Origin of the sequence: Streptomyces sp. NPDC127097, assembly GCF_042724075.1 — a bacterium.
Lineage (GTDB): Bacteria > Actinomycetota > Actinomycetes > Streptomycetales > Streptomycetaceae > Streptomyces.
In genome coordinates this window covers 110,607-132,153 of record NZ_JBHXFI010000017.1, presented here as the reverse complement: position 1 = coordinate 132,153, position 21,547 = coordinate 110,607, and the positions used below count along the sequence as shown (strand labels likewise).

Sequence of the window (21,547 nt, the reverse complement as noted above, 5' to 3'; positions counted from 1 at the left end):
GGGGGGGGGGGGGGGGGGGGGGGCGGGGGGTAAACCCCCCGGGGCCCGCGTCACATCTTTTCCGGCCCCCCCGGCCCCCCTTCTCACCTGTGGCGGCGCCAGGATTCGAACCTGGGAAGGCTGAGCCGGCAGATTTACAGTCTGCTCCCTTTGGCCGCTCGGGCACACCGCCTGGGTTTGCTGCCGGGAGAGCCGCTGTGAGGCGGTGCTCCGTGGCAACGACGTAAACCATACCCGATGGCTGGGGGTGGTTCGCCACTCGATTCGGGAGCGCTGGATCTTGGCCGGGTGGCTAGGCTTGGCAGGCGGTCCGGGGACGGGCCGCACCCCTGACGGATCTAGGTACGAGGAGCCAACTCAACATGGCCGACTCCAGTTTCGACATCGTCTCGAAGGTAGAGCGGCAGGAGGTCGACAACGCCCTCAACCAGGCCGCCAAGGAGATCTCGCAGCGCTACGACTTCAAGGGCGTGGGCGCGTCGATCGAGTGGTCGGGCGAGAAGATCGAGATGCGGGCCAACGCCGAGGAGCGGGTGAAGGCGGTACTCGACATCTTCCAGTCCAAGCTGGTCAAGCGTGGGATCTCCCTGAAGGCGCTGGACGCCGGCGAGCCGCAGGCTTCGGGCAAGGAGTACAAGATCTTCGCCTCGATCGAGGAGGGGATCTCGCAGGAGAACGCGAAGAAGGTCGCCAAGATCATCCGCGATGAGGGCCCGAAGGGCGTCAAGGCGCAGGTGCAGGGCGACGAGCTGCGGGTCAGCTCGAAGAGCCGGGACGACCTTCAGGCGGTGCAGCAGCTGCTGAAGGGCAAGGACCTGGACTTCGCGCTCCAGTTCGTGAACTACCGGTAGGAGCCCGGATTCCGGGTGCCACAGGATGGGGCGGCGCGCTTCGGCGTGCCGCCCCACCGGTGTATCGGGCGGCGAAATGGGCGGCCCCACAGGGCACTTGACCTCAACCGCGCTTGAGATCGCAGGGTCGTGGCATGACTTCTTCTCATGACGCACCGGCCCGTCCCGCCACCGGCCCGGGGGCCGGGTTCCGCCGTGATGTGTTCCCGGAAATACGGCGGGCGGATGCCGGGGCCGTACTGATCAGCGAGTGGGACGCGGGCGGCCCGTCGGGGCAGCGGGCCGTCCTGGACGGGGTCGCCCGCGCCTGGGAGGAGACGCCGCTGCCGGCGGGCTTCCTGTCGCGGGTGCTGTTCGCCGGGACGGACGGGCGCGGTGTGCTCCATTACGCGCAGTGGACGAGCGAGGCGGCGCACCGGGAGTTCGTACGGACCGAGAACACCGGGCTGAGCGAGCGGATCGCGGCGGTGCTGGACGGGGTGGGGGACGTCGGCGATGCCGGTCCCGGCCGCTTCCGGCTGTACCGCAGCATGCTGCCGCAGGGCGCGCCGAGGGAGCCGGGCTGCGTCGTACGCGTCGCCTTCCGGACGGCGGGGCACGAGGCGGCCCGGGGACTCGTGGACGGGCTCCTGGAGCTGGTCGGCGAGGTCCAGCGCGGGGAGGGCGGGATCGCCTCGCACTTCCACATCAGCGACGAGGGCGACCGGGTCGTCAACTACAGCGAGTGGACGGATCCGGAGTCGCACGAACGGGAGCTCGGCGTCCGGCTCGGGCGCGGCGGGGAGGTGCGGAGCTTCATCGACGGGCTGCCGGGGGTGGAGCCGCTCGGGTTCCGGCGGTTCGTGGCCCCTCGGGGGCTCGTACGGGTGTGAGGCGAGGGGGTGGCTCTTCGAGACACCCCCTCGGGGCCGGGCGGGGTGGGTGGTCAGCGGGTGGCGAAGGGCTCGTCCGTGGGGACGATGTCGCGGCCCAGCGGCATCAGGGAGACCGGGATCAGCTTGAAGTTGGCGATGCCGAACGGGATGCCGATGATCGTCACGCACAGGGCGAGGCCGGTGATGATGTGCCCCAGGGCCAGCCACCAGCCCGCGAAGATGATCCAGATGACATTGCCGATCGCCGAGCCGGCGCCGGCGTCATGGCGCACCACGGTCGTCCGGCCGAAGGGCCACAGGGTGTAGCCGGCGATCCGGAAGGACGCGATGCCGAACGGGATGGTGATGATGAGGATGCAGCAGATGATGCCCGCGGCCACATAGCCGAGCGCCATCCAGAAGCCGCTGAGGACCAGCCAGAGGATGTTGAGGATGAACTTCATGATCAGCAGCCTTCCACGGGCACGGCGGAGAACATCACTGCCGGGCAGGACGCCCTGGGCCGGGTGAAGCGTTGCGTTGCGTTCATCATGCGGCGGGCGGCAGGCGGCGGCCACCGCTCCCCCGCGGCCCCTGGCCCGTCAGGGACGGTGGCCCGCCATCTGCTCCAGACGGGCGATGCGCTCGCGCATCGGGGGGTGGGTGGAGAACAGCCGGGTCATGCCCTCGCCCGCCCGGAACGGGTTGGCGATCATCATGTGGCCGGCGGTCTCCAGCCGTGGCTCGGGCGGGAGCGGCAGCTGCCGGGTGCCCGCCTCCAGCTTGCGCAGGGCGGAGGCCAGGGCCAGGGGGTCGCCCGTGAGCTGGGCGCCCGAGGCGTCCGCCTGGTACTCGCGGGAGCGGCTGACGGCCAGCTGGATGAGCCCGGCCGCGACCGGCCCGAGGATCATGATCAGCAGCATGCCCAGGAGGCCGGGGCCCTCGTCGTCGTCGGAGCGGCCTATGGGAATCAGCCAGGCGAAGTTGACGAGGAACATCACGACGGAGGCCAGCGCGCCCGCGACCGAGGAGATGAGGATGTCGCGGTTGTAGACATGGCTGAGCTCATGGCCGATGACGCCGCGCAGCTCGCGCTCGTCGAGCAGCTGGAGGATGCCGTCGGTGCAGCAGACCGCGGCGTTGCGGGGGTTGCGGCCGGTGGCGAAGGCGTTGGGCGCCTGGGTCGGGGAGATGTACAGGCGCGGCATGGGCCGGCGGGCCGTGGTGGAGAGCTCGCGGACCATGCGGTAGAGCTGGGGCGCCTCGAACTCGCTGACCGGGCGGGCGCGCATGGCCCGCAGGGCGAGTTTGTCGCTGTTCCAGTACGCGTAGGCGTTGGTGCCCAGGGCGACGACGACGGCGATGATCAGGCCCGTACGGCCGAAGAGGCTGCCGATGACGATGATGAGGGCGGACAGTCCCCCGAGGAGTACGGCGGTCCTGAGCCCGTTGTGCCGGCGGTGCACGGTACGCCCTCCAAGCGGTGCGGCAGGGGAACCCTGTGCTGCGTTTCTCCACTCTCCAGTGGACCCTTACTCACTGGTCAACGCGAGATGAACGAGCCTGGTTCCCCGGTGCGCGCGCGGCGGGCCGGGCGGGGCCCCCAGACGCGCGCGGTGGGGCCCGCCGCCGTACAGGTGGCCTGGGGAGCCTGGGGGCCGCTCCGGGCCGCCGGGAGCGGACCGGAGCGGGCGGGGATCCGCCGGCCGGCCGGTTAGAGCAGCGCCCCGGAGGCGAAGCGCAGGACGAGCTGCGGGGCGCCGGAGAGGGCGATGCCGAGGACGGTGGCGAGCGCGATGGCGGTGACGAGGGGGGCCGGGATCCCGGCGCGGGGCGGCTGCTGCTCCGCCGGGGCGGTGCCGCGTGCGGCTTCGGCTCCCCTGAAGAGGATCGTGGTCCACTTCAGGTAGTAGTAGAGCGCGATCACGACATTGATCGCCATGATCACCGCGAGCCAGGCCAGGCCCGCGTCGACGGCCACGGAGAAGACCGTGACCTTGGCGAACAGGCCGATGATGCCCGGCGGCAGGCCGGCCAGGCACAGCAGGAAGAAGCCCAGGGCGAGCGCCGCCAGCGGACGGCGGGCGTACAGGCCCCGGTAGTCGGTGATGCGGTTGGCGGGGCTCGTACGGGCCACCAGGGCGGCGACGGCGAAGGCGCCCAGGTTCACGGCCGCGTACATCAGGGCGTAGGCGACGGTGGAGCCGATGGCGTGCGCCGGATCGCTGGTGTAGCCGGCCGCCGCGATCGGCACCAGGAGGTAGCCGGCCTGGCCGACCGACGACCAGGCGAGCAGGCGGACGGCGCTGTGCGCCCGGCGGGGGTTCTGACGGACGGCCGCGACATTGCCGACGGTCATGGTGAGGGCGGCGAGGACGGCCAGCGCCGGGCCCCAGACGTCCGCGTAGGACGGGAAGCCCTGGACGGTGACGAGGATCAGGCCGGAGAAGCCGACGGCCTTGCCGACCACGGAGAGGTAACCGGCGATGGGCAGCGGCGCGCCGACGTAGGTGTCCGGCACCCAGAAGTGGAACGGGGCGGCGGCGGTCTTGAAGGCGAAGCCGACCAGGGTGAGCGCGACGCCGGCGCTCGCCAGCGTGGCCAGCCGGGGGTCGGGCAGCGCGGTGAGGGCGTGCGCCACCCGGGAGAGGTACAGGCTGCCGGTGGCCGCGTACAGGAAGCTCACGCCGAGCAGCATCACGGCGGTGGCGGCCACCGAGGACAGGAAGAACTTCAGCGCCGCCTCGGAGGAGAGCCGGTCGCCGCGCCGCAGCCCGACGAGGGCGAAGGCGGGCAGCGAGGCCACTTCGAGGGCGATGACGAGGGTGGCGAGGTCCCGGGAGGCGGGCAGCAGGGCGGCGCCGGCCGCCGAGGAGAGCAGCAGGAACCAGTACTCCCCGGTGGGCAGGCCCTGGTCCTTGACGGTGTCGATGGACAGCAGGGCGGTCAGCAGCGCCCCGCCGAGCACCAGGAACTGGATGACCAGGGTGAACGGGTCGGCCACATAGCTGCACACGTCGGGGTGGGCGGGCAGGCAGAAGGTTTTCCTGCCGCCGCCCAAGAGGGGCAGCAGGAGCAGCGCGGAGGCCGCGAGCCCCGCCGTGGCGATCCAGCCCAGCAGCGGCTTGCGGGCCGCCGGGAGGAAGAGGTCGGCGACGAGCACCACCAGGGCGACGGCCGCGGTGAGCGTGGGCGGCGCGAGGGCGAGCCAGTCGACGGACTGGACCAGGGGCGTGATCGAGCTCATCACTTACCGCCTCCGAGGAGCTGCTGGACGGCCGGGTCGGTGAGGCCGAGGAGGGCCGCGGGCCACAGTCCGGCAAGGACGGTGAGGACGGCGAGGGGGGACCAGGCCGCGTATTCGTAGCGCGCGATGTCGGGGACGGCGGGGGCCGGTGCGGGCTGTCCGGACGGGTCCTCGCCGGCCGGGTCGGCGGTGCCGAGCGGGGCGGTCGGGGCGAGGTGCGGGGTGCCGCCCATGCAGACGCGGCGGACGACGAGCAGCAGGTAGGCGGCGGTCAGCAGGGTGCCGAGGCCGGCCAGCACCATGAACGTCAGGAAGGCGGGGCGGCTGAGGCCGGCGGCCGGCTGGAAGGCGCCGAACATCGCCAGCATCTCGCCCCAGAACCCGGCGAGTCCGGGGAGGCCCAGGGAGGCGACGGCGCCGAAGGCGAGCAGGCCGCCGAAGCGGGGCGCCTTGCCGTAGAGGGCGGCGCCGGTGGTGCCGGCCAGGGCGTCGAGGTCCGTGGTTCCGGTGCGGTCCTTGAGGGCGCCGACCAGGAAGAAGAGCAGGCCGGTGATCAGGCCGTGCGCGATGTTGGCGAACAGCGCGCCGTTGACGCCGGTGGGGGTCATGCTGGCGATGCCGAGCAGGACGAAGCCCATGTGGCCGACGGAGCTGTAGGCGATCAGACGCTTGAGGTCGCCCTTGGCGCCCTTGCGTACGAGGGCGAGGCAGGCGAGCGAGCCGTAGATGATGCCGACGGCGGCCAGCGCGGCGAGGTACGGCGCGAAGGTCTGCATGCCCTCGGGGGTGATGGGCAGCGCGATCCGTACGAAGCCGTAGGTGCCCATCTTCAGCAGCACGCCGGCCAGCAGCACCGAGCCGACGGTGGGGGCGGCGGTGTGCGCGTCGGGCAGCCAGCTGTGCAGCGGCCACATCGGGGACTTGACGGCCAGTCCGATGCCGACGGCGAGCACCGCCAGCAGCTGAACGGTGTGGCTGAGCTGGGCTTTCGGGCCGTTGTCAGTGGCGAGTGCCACCATGTCGAAGGTGCCGGATTTCACGCCGATGAGGAGGAGGCCGAGCAGCATCACGACGGAGCCGAGCAGCGTGTAGAGGATGAACTTCCAGGCCGCCGCCTGCTTTCCCGCCCCGCCCCAGCGGGCGATGAGGAAGTACATCGGGATGAGGACCATCTCGAAGGCGAGGAAGAAGAGCATCAGGTCGAGGACGGCGAAGGTGGCAAGGGTGCCGCCCTCAAGAGTGAGCAGCAGGGCCACGAATGCCTTGGGAGACGGGCCCGTTGGCATCTTGAAGTAGGTGTAGAGCGCGCAGAGGAAGGTCAGCAGCGCGGTCAGGACGATCAGGGGGAGTGAGATGCCGTCGACGCCGAGGTGGATGCGGATGTCGAGCGCCGGGATCCAGCTGAGGTCGGTGGTGGCCTGCATACGGGCCGGGTGGTCGTGGTCGAAGCCGGCCGCCAGCGCGATCGCGGCGGCGAGCACGACACCGGTGACGGCCACGCCGTGGCGCAGTACGGCCTGGTCGGGGTTCTTGCCCCGGAGGCCGGGCGGGGCGGGGAGCAGGGCGGCGAGCGCGCCGACGAGGGGGAGGACGACGACGGCCGCGAGGAGAAGCTGCATAGCGGTGTGATTCACGGGTCAGGCCCTCCTGCGGGGTGCGGCTCCGGCGAGGCAGGCCACGAAGGCTGTCGGCTGGGGGTGCGGGGGCCGGCCCCCGGGGGATGGCAGCACGGTCAGGCCCCCGTGCCCGTGGCGACGAGGACGGCGGCGACGGCCAGGACGAGCGAGCCCGCGAGCAGTGCGCCGAGGTAGGTCTGCACGTTCCCGGTCTGGGCGCGGCGGACGGCGGCGCCCAGCCACCGGGGGGTGGCGGCGGCACCGCTGACGTAGGCGTCGACGACCTCGCGGTCCAGGAAGCGGACGAGCGTGGCGGCGGCGCGTACGGGCCGGACGAACAGCACGGAGTAGACGGCGTCGAGGTGGAAGCCGACGGCGGCGTGGGGCTGGAGCGGGCCGAGGAGGAGCCGGCCGGGGTCGGCCGGGTCCGGGGCGCCGGCGATGCTGCCGTAGACCGGGGCATGGGTGGCGATGGCCGTCTCCTCGGCGAGCCCGGGCGGGGCGTCCGGGTCGGTGACGACCGCACCGATGGGGGTGCGGGCGGCCAGGGCGGTGGTGTGGCGCCAGGCCGCATAGGTGACCAGGCCGCCGACGAGGGCGACACCGGTGCCCAGGACGGAGGTGGTCAGGGTCGGCGCGAGCGAACGCCCGTCGAACCATTCGGGCAGGAGGGGGGCGGCGAGGCCGAGCGCGACGGTCGGGAGGAAGAGCACCCACAGCATGGCGTTCATGACGACCGGCTGCGGGCCGTGGTCGGGGGCCTCGACGCCGGTGCCCTTGAAGGCCAGCAGCCACAGGCGGGTGGCGTAGGCCGCGGTGAGGAGGGCGGTGAGCAGTCCGGAGACCAGGACGGTCCAGCCGGCCGCGCCGGGGATGCCGTGCGCCGCTCCGGTGGCGGCGTGCTCGGCGGCGCCCAGGACGGCTTCCTTGGAGAAGAAGCCGGCGAACGGGGGGATCGCGGCGAGCGCGAGCAGCGCGACGGTGACGGTCCAGTAGGCGTCCGGGATCCGCCGGGCCAGGCCGCTCATCCGGGACATCGCGGCCAGCGAGTTGGTGCCCGCGGCATGGATGATCACGCCCGCGCCGAGGAAGAGGAGGGCCTTGAACGCACCGTGCGAGATGAGGTGGAAGACGGCGGCACCGCGGTCGCCGACGGCCAGCGCGCCGAGCATGTAGCCGAGCTGACCGACCGTCGAATAGGCCAGGACGCGCTTGATGTCGTCCTGGGCCAGTGCGGCCAGACCGGAGCCGACCATGGTGATCGCGGCCATGACGGCCATCACCACCAGCGCGGCCGCGGAGGCGGCGAAGACGGGGAGGAGACGGGCCACGACATAGATACCGGCCGCCACCATCGTCGCGGCGTGGATCAGCGCCGAGACGGGCGTCGGGCCGGCCATCGCGTCCGGGAGCCAGGTGTGCAGCGGGAACTGCGCCGACTTGCCCGCGACACCGGCGAGCAGCAGCAGCGCGATCAGCGTCGGATGGTCCAGGCCGCCGCTCGCTACGGTGCCGAGGATGCCGGTGATGCGGAAGGTTCCGGCGTCGGCGGCCAGCGCGAAGATGCCGAAGAGGAAGGGGACGTCGCCGAGCTTGGTGACGAGGAATGCCTTGAGGGAGGCGGCGCGGGCGGTCTCGGTCTCCCAGTAGTGGCCGACGAGGAAGTAGGAGCAGATGCCCATGACTTCCCAGCCGACCAGCAGCAGCATCAGGTCGCCGGTGTAGACGACCAGCAGCATCGCGGAGGTGAAGAGCGAGACCAGCGCGGCGTAGGAGGGGTAGCGCGGATCGTCGCGCAGATAGCCGGTGGAGTAGAGCTGCACACAGGACGCCACGATCCCCACCAGGACGGCGAGCAGCGCGGCGAAGCCGTCGATGTGCAGGGCCAGGTCGATGGGGACCGAGCCGGTCGGGGTGAGCTCGGTGGCGATGTCGGTCGCCGGGCCGGTGCCCTGCCCGATGGCGACGAGCACCGCGAGCGCGGCCGCGGCCAGCGTCGGCAGCACGGCCAGCGGCCGGACGAATCCGGGCGCATGCAGGGCAGCGCGAAGCCCCTCGGGGCGGTGGCGGGAGACGGGTGGGCGGCCCAGGAGGAGGCCGGCGGCGGCCCCGAGGAAGGGGAGGAGGGGAACGAGAACGGCGGTGGTGGTGAGGGTCACGCGGCGGCCTCCGCCGTGGTGTCCGGCTGCGGGTCCCCGTCCCCGGCGCCCGCCTTCTCGGCGAGGTCACGGAGCCGGTCGATGTCGGAGCTGCCGCGGTTGCGGTAGACGAGCAGCACGATCGCCAGCCCGATGCCGATCTCGGCGGCGGCGATGGCGATGGTGAAGAGGGTGAGCGCCTGGCCGGTGTGCAGGGTGTCGCGCAGCCAGACGTCGAAGGCGACGAGGTTGAGGTTGACGGCGTTGAGCATCAGCTCGACGGACATCAGCACCAGGATCGCGTTGCGGCGGGCGAGCACGCCGTACAGCCCGGTGCAGAAGAGGAGGACGGCGAGGACGGCCGGGTAGACGAGATGCATCAGCGCTGCTCCTCTCGCGGGGCGGGGGCGCGGGAGGCGCCGGTCTTGAGGTCCGCCGCCGCGGCCCTGCCCTCCCCCGTCCTGCGGGACAGCACGATCGCCCCGACGAGCGCGGCGAGCAGCAGCACGGACAGCGCTTCGAAGGGCAGCACCCAGTACTGGAAGAGGCTGCGTCCGGAGGCTTCGGTGGAGCCCTGGGCGGCGCCCTCGAAGCTGATCCAGGTGGCGCGGAAGGCGTCCACGACGACCCAGACCAGGGCGGCGGCCGAGGCGAGGGCCACCGCGAGCGCGGCCCAGCGGTTGCCCGAATCGGCGTCCGGGGAGCGGCCGATGGGCGCCTTGGTGAGCATCAGCCCGAAGAGCAGCAGGACGACGACCGAACCGACGTAGATCAGCACCTGCACCCAGGCGATGAACTCGGCCGTGAGCAGGAGGTATTCGACGGCGATCCCGCCGAGGGCGACGACCAGCCAGAGGGCGGCGTGCACCAGCTGCCTGGTGGTGACGGTGATGACGGCCGCGCCGAGGGTGGCGATACCGACGAGGACGAAGGCGACCTCAACGCCCGTGGGCGAGAGGAAACCGTGGCCGGCTGCGGTGGCGGCGAGCGTCACTGTCCCTCCCCTGGGGTGTCCGGTCGGTCCTGGTCCGGGCCTTGGGCCGCGGCTTCGGCCTGGGCCTGTGCCTCGGCCTCCGCCGCCTGCTGGGCGGCGAGCTTGTCCGCGGCCTTGTGGGCGGCGGCGAGTTCCTTGGGCTCCTCGGCCGCCGGGTCGAGCGCCGGGGGCTCGGGCACCGTCCACATCCACTCGCGGAGCTTGTCGCGCTCGTGGGTCAGCTCGCGGATGTCCGTCTCGGCGTACTCGAACTCCGGCGACCAGAAGAGCGCGTCGAAGGGGCAGACCTCGATGCAGATACCGCAGTACATGCACAGCGCGAAGTCGATCGCGAAGCGGTCCAGCACATTGCGGCTGCGCTCGCGTCCTCCGGGGGCGGCCGGCGGCACCGTCTCCTTGTGGGAGTCGATGTAGATGCACCAGTCCGGGCACTCCCGGGCGCACAGCATGCAGACCGTGCAGTTCTCCTCGAACAGCCCGATGACGCCGCGGGTACGGGGCGGGAGGTCGGGCTGGACGTCCGGGTACTGCGCGGTGACCGATCGTTTCGTCATCGTCCGCAGGGTGACGGCCAGCCCCTTGGCGAGGCCGGAACCAGGGAAGCTCATGACGAGATCACCACCTTGACGACGCCGGTGAGGGCGATCTGGGCGAGGGCGAGCGGGATGAGGACCGTCCAGGCGAGCTTCTGCAACTGGTCCTCGCGCAGCCGCGGATAGGTCACGCGGAGCCAGATGACGCCGAAGGCGAGGATCACGGTCTTCAGCAGGGTCCACAGCCAGCCCAGGCCGTCGGCGCCGAACGGGCCGTGCCAGCCGCCGAGGAAGAGCACCGAGGTCAGCGCGCAGAGCACGACGATGCCCGCGTACTCGGCGAGCAGGAAGAGGGCGAAGCGCAGTCCGGTGTACTCGGTGTACGCACCGAAGATGATCTCCGAGTCGGCGACCGGCATGTCGAACGGCGGCCGCTGGAGCTCGGCGAGCCCGGCGGTGAAGAAGACCACGCCGCCGACGATCTGCCACGGCACCCACCACCAGTGGAACGCCTCGATGATGCCGGGCAGCGAGAGCGTGCCCGCCGCCATCGCGACGGAGGCCGCGGCGAGCAGCATCGGCAGCTCGTACGCCAGCAGCTGCGCGGCCGTCCGCAGACCGCCGAGCAGCGAGAACTTGTTCGCCGAGGCCCAGCCCGCCATCAGCGAGCCGAGCACCCCGACGCCCATGACGGCGAGGACGAAGAAGATCCCCGCGTCCAGGGCCTGGCCCACGGCGTTGTGCGGGCCTATCGGGATGGCGACCAGGACCAGGAGGTACGGCAGCAGCGCGACGGCGGGCGCGAGCTGGAAGATCCGCCGGTCGGCACCGGCCGGCACGATGTCTTCCTTCTGCGCGAACTTCACACCGTCGGCGACGAGCTGCGCCCAGCCGTGGAACCCGCCCGCGTACATGGGTCCGAGACGGCCCTGCATATGGGCCATGACCTTGTGCTCGGTCTGCCCGATGACCAGGGGGAAGACCAGAAAGACGGCGAAGACGGCGAGCAGGCGCAGCGCGATGTCGAGAGCGTCGCTCATGGGGTGTCGCCTCCTGCCGGGTCCTGGGGGGTGGGGGGCTGGTCCTGGGGGGACGCGGGCTCCTGAGGGGCCGCGGGCTTCCGGTCCGGGGTGGCCGTGGGTTTCGGCTCCTGTGCGGGCTCCGGCGTGGGCGTCGGCTCCTGGGGGGCCGTCGGCTTCGACTCCTCCGCGGGCTCCTCGGGGGCCGTCGGCGCCGGCTCGGGCTGCGCTTCCGGCTTCGCCGGCTCGGGCTTCTCCGGCTCGGGCTTCTTCCCGGGCTCCGCCGTCCGCTGCGGCTCGTCGAAGGCCGGGCGGGCGTGGTGCCAGGGGGCGTCGGAGGAGCGCGGGGGCGCGGGCTTCTCGGGGGGCGTGGAGGGCTGGGTGTCCTTGGCCGGGGCGTCCTTCGTCGACGCGTCCTTGGCCGGCGTCTCCTTGGCCGTCTCCTTTGACGGGGTGTCCGTCGCCGGGCCTCCGGTGGCCGGGGCCGCCGCGGTCTCCGCCGCAGCCGCCTCCGCCGCCGCTCGCTGCTGGCTGGCCGAACCCTCGCTCACCGAGCGGGTACGGCGTGCCGGGCGCTCGGGCCGCTCGGCACCGGCCGGGGCCGCCGGAGCTCCGGTCCCCTCCGCCGCCGCCTGCTGGCCGGCCGAACCCGCGGCCGCCGTACGGGTACGCCGTGCCGGGCGCTCGCCCGCGGCGCCGCCGGCCGCCCGCGCACCCCGCGCCGGACGTGCGGGCGCGGGCGGCAGCTGGCCCTTCAGCGGGCCCCACTCGTTCGGGTCCGGGACGCCCGGGGGCAGCATCTGGCGCCGCTTCGGCCCGCCGTGCTCGGACTCGCCCGGCTCCTTGGCGCCGGGCCACGCCTTGGCGACCCGCGCCGCCAGCACGAAGTCCTTGCGCAGCGGGTGCCCTTCGAAGTTCTCCGGGAGCAGCAGCGGTACGAGGTGCGGGTGGCCGGTGAAGTCGACCCCGAACATCTCGTGGGTCTCCCGCTCGTGCCAGCCCGCGCCCGCGTACACACCGACGGCGGTGGGCAGCGCGGCCGCGTCGTGCGGCACGGTCGTCCGCACGATCAGCCGGTGGACGGTACCGGGGTGCGCCACCTCCGCGAGGTGGGCACAGATCCGGAAGCCGGTGCCGGGTTCGTCGACGGCGCTCAGCCAGTCGAAGAAGCTGCACCCCAGGGTGTCGCGGGCGGCGGTCAGCGCGGTGACCCAGCCGTCCACGGGGACGTCGACGGTCAGCAGGTCGTACGCCAGCTCCGCGGTGGCCCCGGGGCCGAAGATCTCGCTCGCCGGGCCGGGCAGCCAGCCCACGACGGGCTCGGCCGGGGGCTGCTCGGAGGTCTCCGGCTGCTGCTCGGGCTGCTCGGTCATCGGGGCTCCTCCCCCGCCGGCTTCGGCGCATCCGCCGGCTGCGGCGCGGGCGGAGTGACGAGGCCGCTGCGCAGCGCGGCCGCCGAGGGCCGGGCGGTGCCGCCCTTCGCGTACCGCTCCCCCAGCGATTCGCGCGCGATCTTCTCCTGGAGCTTGAGGATGCCCTGGAGCAGCGCCTCCGGACGCGGCGGGCAGCCCGGGACGTACACATCCACCGGAATGATCTGGTCGACGCCCTTGGTGACGGAGTACGAGTCCCAGTAGGGGCCACCGCAGTTGGAGCAGGCCCCGAAGGAGATGACGTACTTCGGCTCCGGCATCTGCTCGTAGAGCCGCTTCACCGCGGGCGCCATCTTGTCGGTGACGGTGCCGGAGACGACCATCAGGTCGGCCTGGCGGGGGCCGGGCGCGAACGGGATCACGCCGAGCCGGATGAAGTCGTGGCGCGCCATGGACGCGGCGATGAACTCGATGGCACAGCAGGCCAGGCCGAAGTTGAAGACCCAGAGGCTGTAGCGGCGGCCCCAGTTGAGGACCACCTTCATCGGTTCGGGCGCGAGCCGCGCGAGGGTACCCAGGCGCCGCGGCTCCGGCAGGAACTCGGGGGCGGCGCCCGCGGCCGCGGCGCCGTTGGAGGCGGGGGTCACGTCCATTCCAGGACGCCCTTCTTCCATGCGTAGAGCAGGCCGACGGCGAGGAAGCCGAGGAAGATGAACATCTCCACCAGCGTCACGCCGCCGAAACCAGGGGCGGCGAAGATCGTTGCCCAGGGGAACAGGAAGATCGAGTCCACGGCGAAGATGACGTAGAGGAAGGCGTAGACGTAGTAGCGGACCTGGGTGTGCGCCCAGCCCTCACCGACCGGATCCACACCGCACTCATACGTCAGCAGCTTCTCCGGCGTCGGTACCACGGGCCGCAGCAGCCGCCCGGCACCGAAGGCCACGGCGACGAAGAGCACACCGATCACGGCGATGAGCCCGACGACCGAGTAGCCCTGGAAGTAGTCCGCGGCGACGGTGGTGCGTACGGTCGCGTCCGGCACGTCCGCCCCTCGCTCCCTGACTGTGATTGTTCAACGACTTCGACGATCTGTACGGACCGGAGTCTAGGCCCTGCCCCGGCCCCGGTGAGCAGCCGCATCGTCGCGGCCGGTGGGGTTGTCCCCACTTCGCCCTTCCTGGGTGGCCGGCAGCGTAGACAGAGCGCCCAGTTGTCTCAGAACCTGTCTCACGGACCGGACGGACGGTGGCGCGGAGACGGCCGGGAGGGCCGTTTGTCAGTGGACCGGGCGTCAGTGGACCGGGCCTCCGTCGAACGGGCTGCGCAGGTCGGGAGCGGTGGGGGCGCCGGTGGCTTCCGGGCCGGCGGCCTGCTGGGGCGCCACCGGCATCGTCGGCATGGGCTGGGGCGGCGGCTGCGACGGGGACGGCGACGGGGAAGACGGCTGGGTGGAGGCGGCCTGCGCCTGGGGGTGCGGCGGGGGCTGGTGCGGGGCGGGCGCCGGAGGCGTGGCCTGGGGCGGGTAGTACGGGGGAGCCGGTGGGGGCTGGTGTGGGGGCTGGGCGTGCGGGCCGGGCTGGGGCGGCGGCTGCGGGACGGCCTGCGGCTGCGACTGCGGACCGGCCTGGGCGTGCGGACCGGCCTGGGGCGGTGCCTGTGCCGGCGGGCCGGCCTGGGGCTGAGCACGATCTTGCGGACCGGGGTGCCCCTGGGACCGCTGTGGGTGTGGTTGCTGGGGCTCCGCGGGGACCGTCGCCTGTCCGGGGACGTACACCGGCGGCTGTCCCGGCCGGTGGACCGTCGTCTGACGTTGCTGCTGCCGCCGGCCCGGTTCCCGCGAGACCGCACGGTCCATCACCTCGGCCGCGATCCGCGCCGCCGCCTCCCTCGTCCGTTCGCCGAGCAGCTCCGTACGGATGGCGCCGCCGGCCGCCAGATGCCGGTCGTAGGGCAGCGGCAGCACCGCCGCACCGCCGGCACCGAGGTGCTCGGCGGCCCGGCGGACGTCGACGCCGCTGTCGGGTGAGGTGTGGGTGAGCACGACGACCGTGGTGGGCAGCAGGCCGGAGTGCAGCCCGCCGACCCAGTCCAGTACGGAGCGGGTGGCGGCCACGCCCTCCGGGGTCGCCGGGGTCGCCACCACTCGCGCCTGGGTGGTCACCAGCGCGGTGCGCGCCACTTCGGCGGGCAGCGTCTCGCAGTCCACGACGGTGGCCGCGAAGTGGCGGCGCAGCGAGGTCATCACCACGCGGTAGGTGTCGAGGTCCAGCCGGGTGCCGATGGCGCCCTGGCTCCCGGGCAGCAGCCAGCCGCCGCCCGCGAACGGGAGGAGATAGCCGGTCAGGTCCGTGATCAGCATCGACGGCTCGACGATCTGCGCCAGATCGCTGCCCGACCACCGCACCTCGCGGGCGCCGAGCCGGTGCGGCAGCGTGCCGAGCGCCGGATCGGCCTCGACGGCGAGCACCGGGTCGGAGCGGTAGTGCGCGTAGGTGAGCGCGAGCAGGGCGGCGAGGGTGGACTTGCCGGCGCCGCCCCGGATGCTGGACACGGCGATCTGCCGGCCCGTGGCCACGGGCTGCTGGATGGCGTGCGCGGCCTGCGTGACCGCGGCCGTTTCGGCGGCCGGGGACGAGGCGAAGACCCGGCGCAGCGCGCGGCCCGCACGCCGGGCCACGGGGTCGCCGCGACGCGGCCGGGGCTGTCCGTCGGCCAGCTCCGGCGGCAGCAGGGGCACCGAGAGCGGCGTCCGGGCCGGCAGCCCGGCCCGGCCGTAGCGACCGGGAGCCGGCGCGGGGGCTCCGGGGGCCGGTGCTCCGGGGGCCGGTGCTCCGGGGGCCGGTGCTCCGGAGGCGGGTGCACCTGGGGCGGGGGCTCCCGGGGCGGAGTGCGCGGAAGCCGGCGGGGTGGGTGACGAGGGGCCGGGCGACATGGCGGCCGGGCCGGGCGGCTGAACCGGGGCGGACGGCATCGCCGGAGCGGCAGGCGGCGTCAGTCCGGCCGAGTGCACCGCCGGAGCGGCAGGCGACGTCACCCCAGCCGAAGGCATCGCCGGAGCAGGCATCGGCTCGGCGTGCGGCGGCGCCCCAGCCGGAGGCATCGACGTGCTCGGCGGCATCGGACCGGCCTCAGGCATACCCCCGGGCACCGTCGGAATCCCCGGCATTCCCGGCGCCCCCGGAGCAGTCCCCGGCCCCGCCGGACCGCCGCCCGGCTCGCTCATCGCCCCCGGCTCACTCATCGCTCCCGCCTCGCCCGTCATACCCCGCTCGCTGCTCTCGCCCGTATTTCCCGCCGCGCTCGACTCCCTTGCCATAGAGGTCCCGGGAGTCGGATTCATCGCCTGCACCGCGTCCACACCCCCTCCCCCTTCCGCTCCCGTTCCCGTTCCCGCTTGCTCCGGATTGCGCTCCGCCGATGACATGTCCCCTCCACCGCCCCTCCCGGTCAGGATGCGCCGAACAGCAGGCCGTAGAGCCCGAAAGCCCCGAGGGTGACCGGGATCAGCGCCACTACGGTCACCGACTCGACGTGGTCCAGCCACCGTCGCAGCCGAGCGAGCGAGGGCTCCGGGATCCGCACCGCGAGCAGCGCGACCGGCAGCACCGCCAGCAGGCCCAGCACGACCAGCGCGGGCGCCGCCGCCCCGCCGTCGGTGGCCCAGAGCAGCACCAGCCGTACGCCGACCGCCAGACCGGCCGCCAGCAGCGCGACGACCTCCACCGCCAGCGGATACGCCCGTGCCCGTGAGCACAGCACGCCGCACAGCAACAGCGCGGCGAGCACGGTCCAGAGGCCGGGCGTCTGCACCGCGAGCACCCCGGCCGCCCCTGCCGAGGCCGCCGCGACCGTGGTGGCCGGGGCCAGCTCCCGGTGGGTGGCGCCCAGCGCGCCCGCCACCTGGTGCCGGCTGACCGGCGTACCGCCGGAGCGCAGATCGTCGAGCCGGGTCAGGCCGGCGCCCCGCAGGGCGAGACGCGGCAGCTGGCCCAGGACGAGGACGGAGACGAAGCCGAGCACAACTCCCGTACGTGCGGGGGTGGTCAGCGCCAGGCCCAGCTCCCAGGCGCCCACCGCGAGCGCGAGCGACGCGGCACCGGTCAGGCCGCCGCGCCCCAGCCCCGTACAGAGCCCGAGCAGCGCGAGCACGGCCGCCACGGTGAGTCCGACGGCGGCGAGCCGGGCGGCGCCGCCCGGGGCCGCCTGCCAGGCCGCGGCCACGCCGAGCACCCCGCCGAGCAGCAGCAGGGCGGCTCCCGGGGCGTGCTGCCCGTGCCGTGCGGCGAGCGCGCCGACGGCCGCGCCCGCGGCGGTGACAAGGACGGCGGCGACACCCAGCCAGAGGGCCGCGTCCCCGTTCCCGTACCAGCTGCCCGCGCAGGCCCCGGTGACCGCCGCGAGCAGCACACTCGCCGTCACCGCCGTCCCGGTCCGGCTCCGTTCGCCCCATCCCCAGCCGCGGACCTCAAGGGGGGAGGCCACCGCGTCGGCGAGGTCCCGTGTGGCCGAATCCGGCCGGTCCGCGACGTCATCCGGCTTCAGCAACTGGCCGTCGTAACCCCGCGCCATGGCACCTCGCCCCTCCCGTTGTGCATCGCCACACCTTACGGTCCCGTCGGCGCGCCGTGTCCACCACGCCGATAACGGGACAGGCACCGTGCCCCGGCCCGGCACAACCACCTTGACCTGCGTCGGGACGCTCGACGTGAGGAGCGGAATGGGGCAAACCCCACCCCGGTCCACCCAGCTGCCCCATGGCACCTCGGGCGGCCACCGGGCAGGCTGGGGCGCATGACGGAGAGTTCCCGCCCCAGTGCTGCCGAGGACGCCCTTGACGGCACCTCACCACCGCCGCCCAGAGCGCCGCTCAGCGGCACCACGTGGCGGGAGATCGCCTATCTGCTGGCCAACTTCCCCTTGGGAATCGTGGCGTTCGCGGTGCTGATGGTGTGGGTGATGACGGGGATCGGGCTGTCCCTCATCGTGATCACGCTGCCGCTGCTGGCCGCGGGGCTCCAGGCATGCCGGCAATACGGGAGGCTGGAGCGGGCCCGGGCACGGGCGTTGCTGGGCGTGCGGGTCGAGGAGCCGAGTCCGCTGCGGGCGCAGCAGCCGGGGTTCCTGCCGTGGTTGTGGGCGAGTCTGAAGGATCCGGTCGCCTGGCGGCATGCGCTGTTCACGTTCATCCGGCTGCCGTGGGCCCTCCTCACGTTCCTGGTCGTCTTCGTCCTGCTCTTCCTGGGGTGGCCGGCGCTGCCCTGGGTGGCGCGCTGGCTGACCAACGTGGACCGGGCGCTGGTGCGCGGGCTCCTCTCGCCGTCCGACGAACTGGAGCGGCGGATCGCCGAATTGGAGACGGACCGGGTGACGGTCACCGACACCGCGGCCGCCGATCTGCGGCGCATCGAACGGGACTTGCACGACGGCGCACAGGCCCGGCTGGTGGCGCTCGCCATGGGGCTCGGCCTGGCGAAGGAGAAGCTGCTGGAGGGCCGGGCGGACGAAAGCGTGGCGGCGATGGTGGACGAGGCGCACGGCGAGGTGAAGCTGGCGCTCCAGGAGCTGCGGGATCTGGCCCGGGGCATCCATCCGGCGATCCTCACCGACCGGGGGCTGAGGCCCGCACTGACCTCGCTGGCCGGGCGCTGCACGGTGCCGGTCACGACGACCGTGGACCTGTCCGAGCGGCCCGCATCCGCCATCGAGGGCATCGTCTATTTCACCGTCTCCGAGCTGCTTCAGAACATCTCCAAGCACAGTGCGGCGCGGCAGGCGTCCGTCGAGGTGTGGCGCGTCCAGGAGGGCGGGTCCACGGGGGCCTCGGGCAGGGGTGGCGGGAGACGGGCGGGCGGACGGCTGCTGATCCAGGTGTCGGACGACGGGAAGGGCGGGGCGCGGCTGGACGGCGGCAGCGGGATGGCCGGGCTCGCCGAGCGGCTGGGGTCGGTGGACGGGCTGTTCGTGCTGGATTCGCCGGTGGGCGGGCCCACGCGGGTGACGGCGGAGCTGCCGTGGCGGGAGCGGACGGAGGACGGTGCCGGGGGCAGGGCCGGGGCCGTGCGTCGGCGCGGCGGGGCGGTGGGCTGAGGGCGCCACGGCCCGTCGGGGTGGGGCGGCGCGATGGGCCTGCGGGGTGGGGCGGCGCGCAGTGTGCCTGCGCGCGGTGGGCCTGCGCGGGCGGTTGTGGTCGACCGCAGGTCCGGGGGTGGGGATAACCCCCGGCGAAGACTGCGAGAACCCTCATGGTGCGGGGGACGCCGGTCGCGGACGCTTGTCATGGCGGAAAAAGCCGCACCGAGCGGCGGAGCAGACAGCGGCGCCGACAGGGCATGGCCGCCCCCGGCAGAACGGACAACGAGACGATGGATACCGCATACGCACCGCATCTTCGCGGCTCCCGGGTGCCCGTGGGGCTGCGCGCCCCGTTCTCCGGGCGCACCTGGCGGGAGTTCCTCTACCTCTTCCTCAGCCTTCCGATGTCCCTCCTGATGTTCACGTACGCCATAACGGTGCTCGCTCTGGGCGCCGGTCTGCTGGTGACGTTCCTGGGCATCCCGGTGCTGGCGGGCGGCCTGGCCGGCAGCCGTGGGCTGGGCGCTCTGGAGCGGGCGCGGGCCCGCGCCCTGCTGGGGCTGGAGGTCGCCGACCCGGAGCCGCCCCGGGCCTCCAAGCCGGGCCTGATGGGGTGGGTCGGGGCCGTGCTGAAGAGCGGGGCGTCCTGGCGGCATGTCGTCTACTCCCTGCTGCACATGCCGTGGGCGATCTTTTCCTTCGTCTTCTCGCTGACGTTCTGGTCCGTCGGCTGGGTGCTGCTGACCTATCCGCTGTGGCGGTGGACGTTTCCCGCGTATCTCGACCAGCCCAGCGCCCTGATGTGGGATGACGGCTCCGGCCACGGCGTCTATCTCGACGCCCCGGCGGAGATCGGGTTGACCAGCGGGCTCGGGCTGCTGCTGGTCCTGGCCGGGCCGTGGGTGATCCACGGGCTGACGCAGGTCGACCGGGTCATGGTCCACGGCCTGCTGGGGCCCTCCCTGCTCGCCACCCGGGTGTCGCAGCTGGAGTCGGACCGTGGGGTCGTGGTGGACACCGCGGCGGCCGACCTGCGCCGCATCGAGCGCGATCTGCACGACGGCGCACAGGCCCGGCTGGTGGCCCTCGCCATGGACCTGGGCCTGGCCAAGGAGAAGCTGGCGGAGGACCCGGAGGCCGCGGCCAAGATGGTGGACGAGGCGCACGGCGAGGTGAAGACCGCCCTCCAGGAGCTGCGTGACCTGGCCCGCGGCATCCATCCGGCGATCCTCACCGACCGGGGTCTCGGCCCGGCGCTGTCGGCACTGTCCGCGCGGTGCACGGTTTCGGTGACGGTGACCGTGGATCTGGACCACCGGCCGGCCGCGGCGATCGAGGGCATCGCCTACTTCACCGCTTCCGAGCTGCTCCAGAACGTCTCCAAGCACGCCCGGGCCACCAGCGCCACGCTCGACGTCTGGCGCACCGCGGACCGGCTCATGGTGCTGGTCGCGGACAACGGGCAGGGCGGCGCGCACACGGACAGCGGCACCGGCCTGGCCGGCCTCGCCGAACGGCTGGATGCCGTCGACGGCCTGCTGATAGTGGACTCCCCGCCCGGCGGCCCGACCTGCATCACCGCCGAGCTGCCGTGGCGCGGATGACCACCGGGCGGCACTGGCGGATAACCACCGAACGGCACCGGCGGAGGACCGCCGGGCGGCGCCGACGCGCAGCCCACGGACGACACTGAGCGCGCCGCCGGGTCAGCACCTCCGGGCAGCACCGCCGAGCAGCACCACCGGGGCCCCCGCCCCACCCCCACACCCGGTGCCCGCACCCCCTGTCTGTGCCCCGGACCCCCTTCCCGGCCTCGCCTCCGTCCGGATGCTGGGATGCTGGGGGCCGGCAGGGACGGGGCGGGATGACGCATGGGGGGATCTGAGCCGTGGAGGACAAGGTGCGGGTGGTCATCGCCGAGGATTCGGTGCTGCTCCGGGAGGGGCTGACCAGACTGCTCACCGACCGGGGCCACGAGGTCGTGGCCGGTGTGGGGGACGCCGAGGCGCTGATCAAGGTGATCGGGGAGCTGGCGGACGAGGGGGCACCGCCGGATGTGGTGGTGGCGGACGTACGGATGCCGCCGACGCACACCGACGAAGGCGTGCGGGCCGCGATCCGGCTGCGCCGGGACCACCCGGGCCTCGGCGTGCTGGTCCTCTCGCAGTATGTCGAGGAGCAGTACGCGACGGAGCTGCTGGCCGGTTCGAGCCGGGGTATCGGCTATCTGCTCAAGGACCGGGTGGCCGAGGTGCGGGAGTTCGTCGACGCGGTGGTCCGGGTCGCCGGGGGCGGGACCGCGCTGGACCCGGAGGTGGTCGCCCAGCTGCTGGGCCGCAGCCGTAAGCAGGATGTGCTGGCCCATCTGACACCCCGGGAGCGGGAGGTGCTGGGGCTGATGGCCGAGGGCCGGACGAACTCCGCGGTCGCCCGGCAGCTGGTGGTCAGCGACGGTGCGGTCGAGAAACACGTCAGCAATATCTTTTCGAAACTGGGTCTGGCGCAGAGTGATGGGGATCACCGCAGAGTGCTTGCCGTACTCACCTATCTCAACTCCTGAGGATCTGACACTCTGTCAGATGAGCTGGCCGCGGTGTTTTCCACCCAGGTCCAGGGCTTTGGGCGTAGAACCAATGGAGGAGTCCGGAGCGTCATGAAGAACGGGGTCACGGGGGCGGTGATTTCATGACAAAACGCACCAGATCGCTGTCTCATGTTGACGTCCAGCATGCGATCAACCCAAGGAAGGTCACCCTTACCCACGTACGATGGTTATGGGACAACCGGTCGGTACGACACGTCCCGAGCCCTGCCTCCGGCGGGGACGCCGCACCCCTCGAGGGAGGT

19 protein-coding genes and 1 tRNA gene are annotated in these 21,547 nt (G+C 73.0%); 5 read left to right on the top strand and 15 right to left on the bottom strand.

The window, feature by feature from the left end:
• Positions 1 to 90 precede the first annotated feature (90 nt).
• Positions 91 to 172: transfer RNA gene (locus ACFWJW_RS16080), tRNA-Tyr, on the bottom strand.
• Positions 173 to 362: 190 nt separating this feature from the next.
• On the opposite strand from ACFWJW_RS16080, the gene ACFWJW_RS16075 reads away from it, so the two are divergent.
• The gene (locus tag ACFWJW_RS16075; RefSeq protein ID WP_030262720.1) at positions 363 to 851 is read left to right on the top strand and encodes a YajQ family cyclic di-GMP-binding protein; all 489 of its coding nucleotides are present in this window, start codon (positions 363 to 365) and stop codon (positions 849 to 851) included.
• A 134-nt stretch (positions 852 to 985) separates the two neighbouring features.
• Positions 986 to 1,723, top strand: a complete 738-nt coding sequence (locus tag ACFWJW_RS16070; protein WP_387240604.1) for an antibiotic biosynthesis monooxygenase — start codon at positions 986 to 988, stop codon at positions 1,721 to 1,723.
• Between the two features lie 53 nt (positions 1,724 to 1,776).
• On the opposite strand, the gene ACFWJW_RS16065 is transcribed toward ACFWJW_RS16070, so the two are convergent.
• The 14 genes from ACFWJW_RS16065 to ACFWJW_RS16000 form a co-directional block, all read right to left on the bottom strand.
• Positions 1,777 to 2,169, bottom strand: coding sequence for a YccF domain-containing protein (locus ACFWJW_RS16065; protein ID WP_387240601.1), 393 nt, complete (start codon positions 2,167 to 2,169; stop codon positions 1,777 to 1,779).
• 138 nt (positions 2,170 to 2,307) lie between these two features.
• The gene (gene htpX, locus ACFWJW_RS16060; protein ID WP_387240598.1) at positions 2,308 to 3,171 is read right to left on the bottom strand and encodes a zinc metalloprotease HtpX; all 864 of its coding nucleotides are present in this window, start codon (positions 3,169 to 3,171) and stop codon (positions 2,308 to 2,310) included.
• A gap of 248 nt (positions 3,172 to 3,419) precedes the next feature.
• Positions 3,420 to 4,952, bottom strand: a complete 1,533-nt coding sequence (locus ACFWJW_RS16055; protein ID WP_387240595.1) for an NADH-quinone oxidoreductase subunit N — start codon at positions 4,950 to 4,952, stop codon at positions 3,420 to 3,422.
• The gene (locus ACFWJW_RS16050) at positions 4,952 to 6,571 is read right to left on the bottom strand and encodes a NuoM family protein (RefSeq protein ID WP_387240652.1); all 1,620 of its coding nucleotides are present in this window, start codon (positions 6,569 to 6,571) and stop codon (positions 4,952 to 4,954) included. The genes ACFWJW_RS16055 and ACFWJW_RS16050 overlap by 1 nt, the downstream gene beginning before the upstream one ends.
• A gap of 113 nt (positions 6,572 to 6,684) precedes the next feature.
• On the bottom strand, positions 6,685 to 8,727 hold the full coding sequence (locus tag ACFWJW_RS16045) for an NADH-quinone oxidoreductase subunit L (RefSeq protein WP_387240592.1): 2,043 nt from the start codon (positions 8,725 to 8,727) through the stop codon (positions 6,685 to 6,687).
• Positions 8,724 to 9,086, bottom strand: a complete 363-nt coding sequence (nuoK, locus tag ACFWJW_RS16040) for an NADH-quinone oxidoreductase subunit NuoK (protein WP_387240589.1) — start codon at positions 9,084 to 9,086, stop codon at positions 8,724 to 8,726. The genes ACFWJW_RS16045 and nuoK overlap by 4 nt, the downstream gene beginning before the upstream one ends.
• A complete protein-coding gene (locus ACFWJW_RS16035; protein ID WP_387240587.1) occupies positions 9,086 to 9,700 on the bottom strand; it encodes an NADH-quinone oxidoreductase subunit J in 615 nt (204 codons plus the stop codon). The genes nuoK and ACFWJW_RS16035 overlap by 1 nt, the downstream gene beginning before the upstream one ends.
• On the bottom strand, positions 9,697 to 10,308 hold the full coding sequence (locus tag ACFWJW_RS16030) for a NuoI/complex I 23 kDa subunit family protein (RefSeq protein WP_387240584.1): 612 nt from the start codon (positions 10,306 to 10,308) through the stop codon (positions 9,697 to 9,699). Before ACFWJW_RS16030 ends, ACFWJW_RS16035 begins: the two co-directional genes overlap by 4 nt.
• Complete coding sequence (locus ACFWJW_RS16025) at positions 10,305 to 11,273, bottom strand: NADH-quinone oxidoreductase subunit H (RefSeq protein WP_387240580.1); 969 nt, start codon at positions 11,271 to 11,273, stop codon at positions 10,305 to 10,307. The genes ACFWJW_RS16030 and ACFWJW_RS16025 overlap by 4 nt, the downstream gene beginning before the upstream one ends.
• Positions 11,270 to 12,625 (bottom strand): NADH-quinone oxidoreductase subunit C, encoded by a 1,356-nt coding sequence (locus tag ACFWJW_RS16020; protein ID WP_387240577.1) that lies wholly within the window; start codon positions 12,623 to 12,625, stop codon positions 11,270 to 11,272. The genes ACFWJW_RS16025 and ACFWJW_RS16020 overlap by 4 nt, the downstream gene beginning before the upstream one ends.
• Complete coding sequence (locus ACFWJW_RS16015) at positions 12,622 to 13,278, bottom strand: NADH-quinone oxidoreductase subunit B (RefSeq protein ID WP_251084640.1); 657 nt, start codon at positions 13,276 to 13,278, stop codon at positions 12,622 to 12,624. Before ACFWJW_RS16015 ends, ACFWJW_RS16020 begins: the two co-directional genes overlap by 4 nt.
• Positions 13,269 to 13,670, bottom strand: coding sequence for an NADH-quinone oxidoreductase subunit A (locus tag ACFWJW_RS16010; RefSeq protein WP_176740708.1), 402 nt, complete (start codon positions 13,668 to 13,670; stop codon positions 13,269 to 13,271). The genes ACFWJW_RS16015 and ACFWJW_RS16010 overlap by 10 nt, the downstream gene beginning before the upstream one ends.
• Before the next feature lie 249 nt (positions 13,671 to 13,919).
• Positions 13,920 to 15,365 (bottom strand): hypothetical protein, encoded by a 1,446-nt coding sequence (locus ACFWJW_RS16005; RefSeq protein ID WP_387240573.1) that lies wholly within the window; start codon positions 15,363 to 15,365, stop codon positions 13,920 to 13,922.
• A gap of 710 nt (positions 15,366 to 16,075) precedes the next feature.
• On the bottom strand, positions 16,076 to 17,197 hold the full coding sequence (locus ACFWJW_RS16000) for a secretion protein snm4 (RefSeq protein WP_387240570.1): 1,122 nt from the start codon (positions 17,195 to 17,197) through the stop codon (positions 16,076 to 16,078).
• 222 nt (positions 17,198 to 17,419) lie between these two features.
• On the opposite strand from ACFWJW_RS16000, the gene ACFWJW_RS15995 reads away from it, so the two are divergent.
• The 3 genes from ACFWJW_RS15995 (at position 17,420) to ACFWJW_RS15985 (ending at position 21,260) form a co-directional block, all read left to right on the top strand.
• Positions 17,420 to 18,715, top strand: coding sequence for a sensor histidine kinase (locus tag ACFWJW_RS15995; RefSeq protein WP_387240567.1), 1,296 nt, complete (start codon positions 17,420 to 17,422; stop codon positions 18,713 to 18,715).
• Positions 18,716 to 18,990: 275 nt separating this feature from the next.
• Entirely contained in the window at positions 18,991 to 20,304 is a 1,314-nt protein-coding gene (locus tag ACFWJW_RS15990; protein WP_387240564.1) for a sensor histidine kinase, read from the top strand.
• Positions 20,305 to 20,600: 296 nt separating this feature from the next.
• A complete protein-coding gene (locus tag ACFWJW_RS15985; RefSeq protein WP_387240649.1) occupies positions 20,601 to 21,260 on the top strand; it encodes a LuxR C-terminal-related transcriptional regulator in 660 nt (219 codons plus the stop codon).
• Positions 21,261 to 21,547 lie beyond the last annotated feature (287 nt).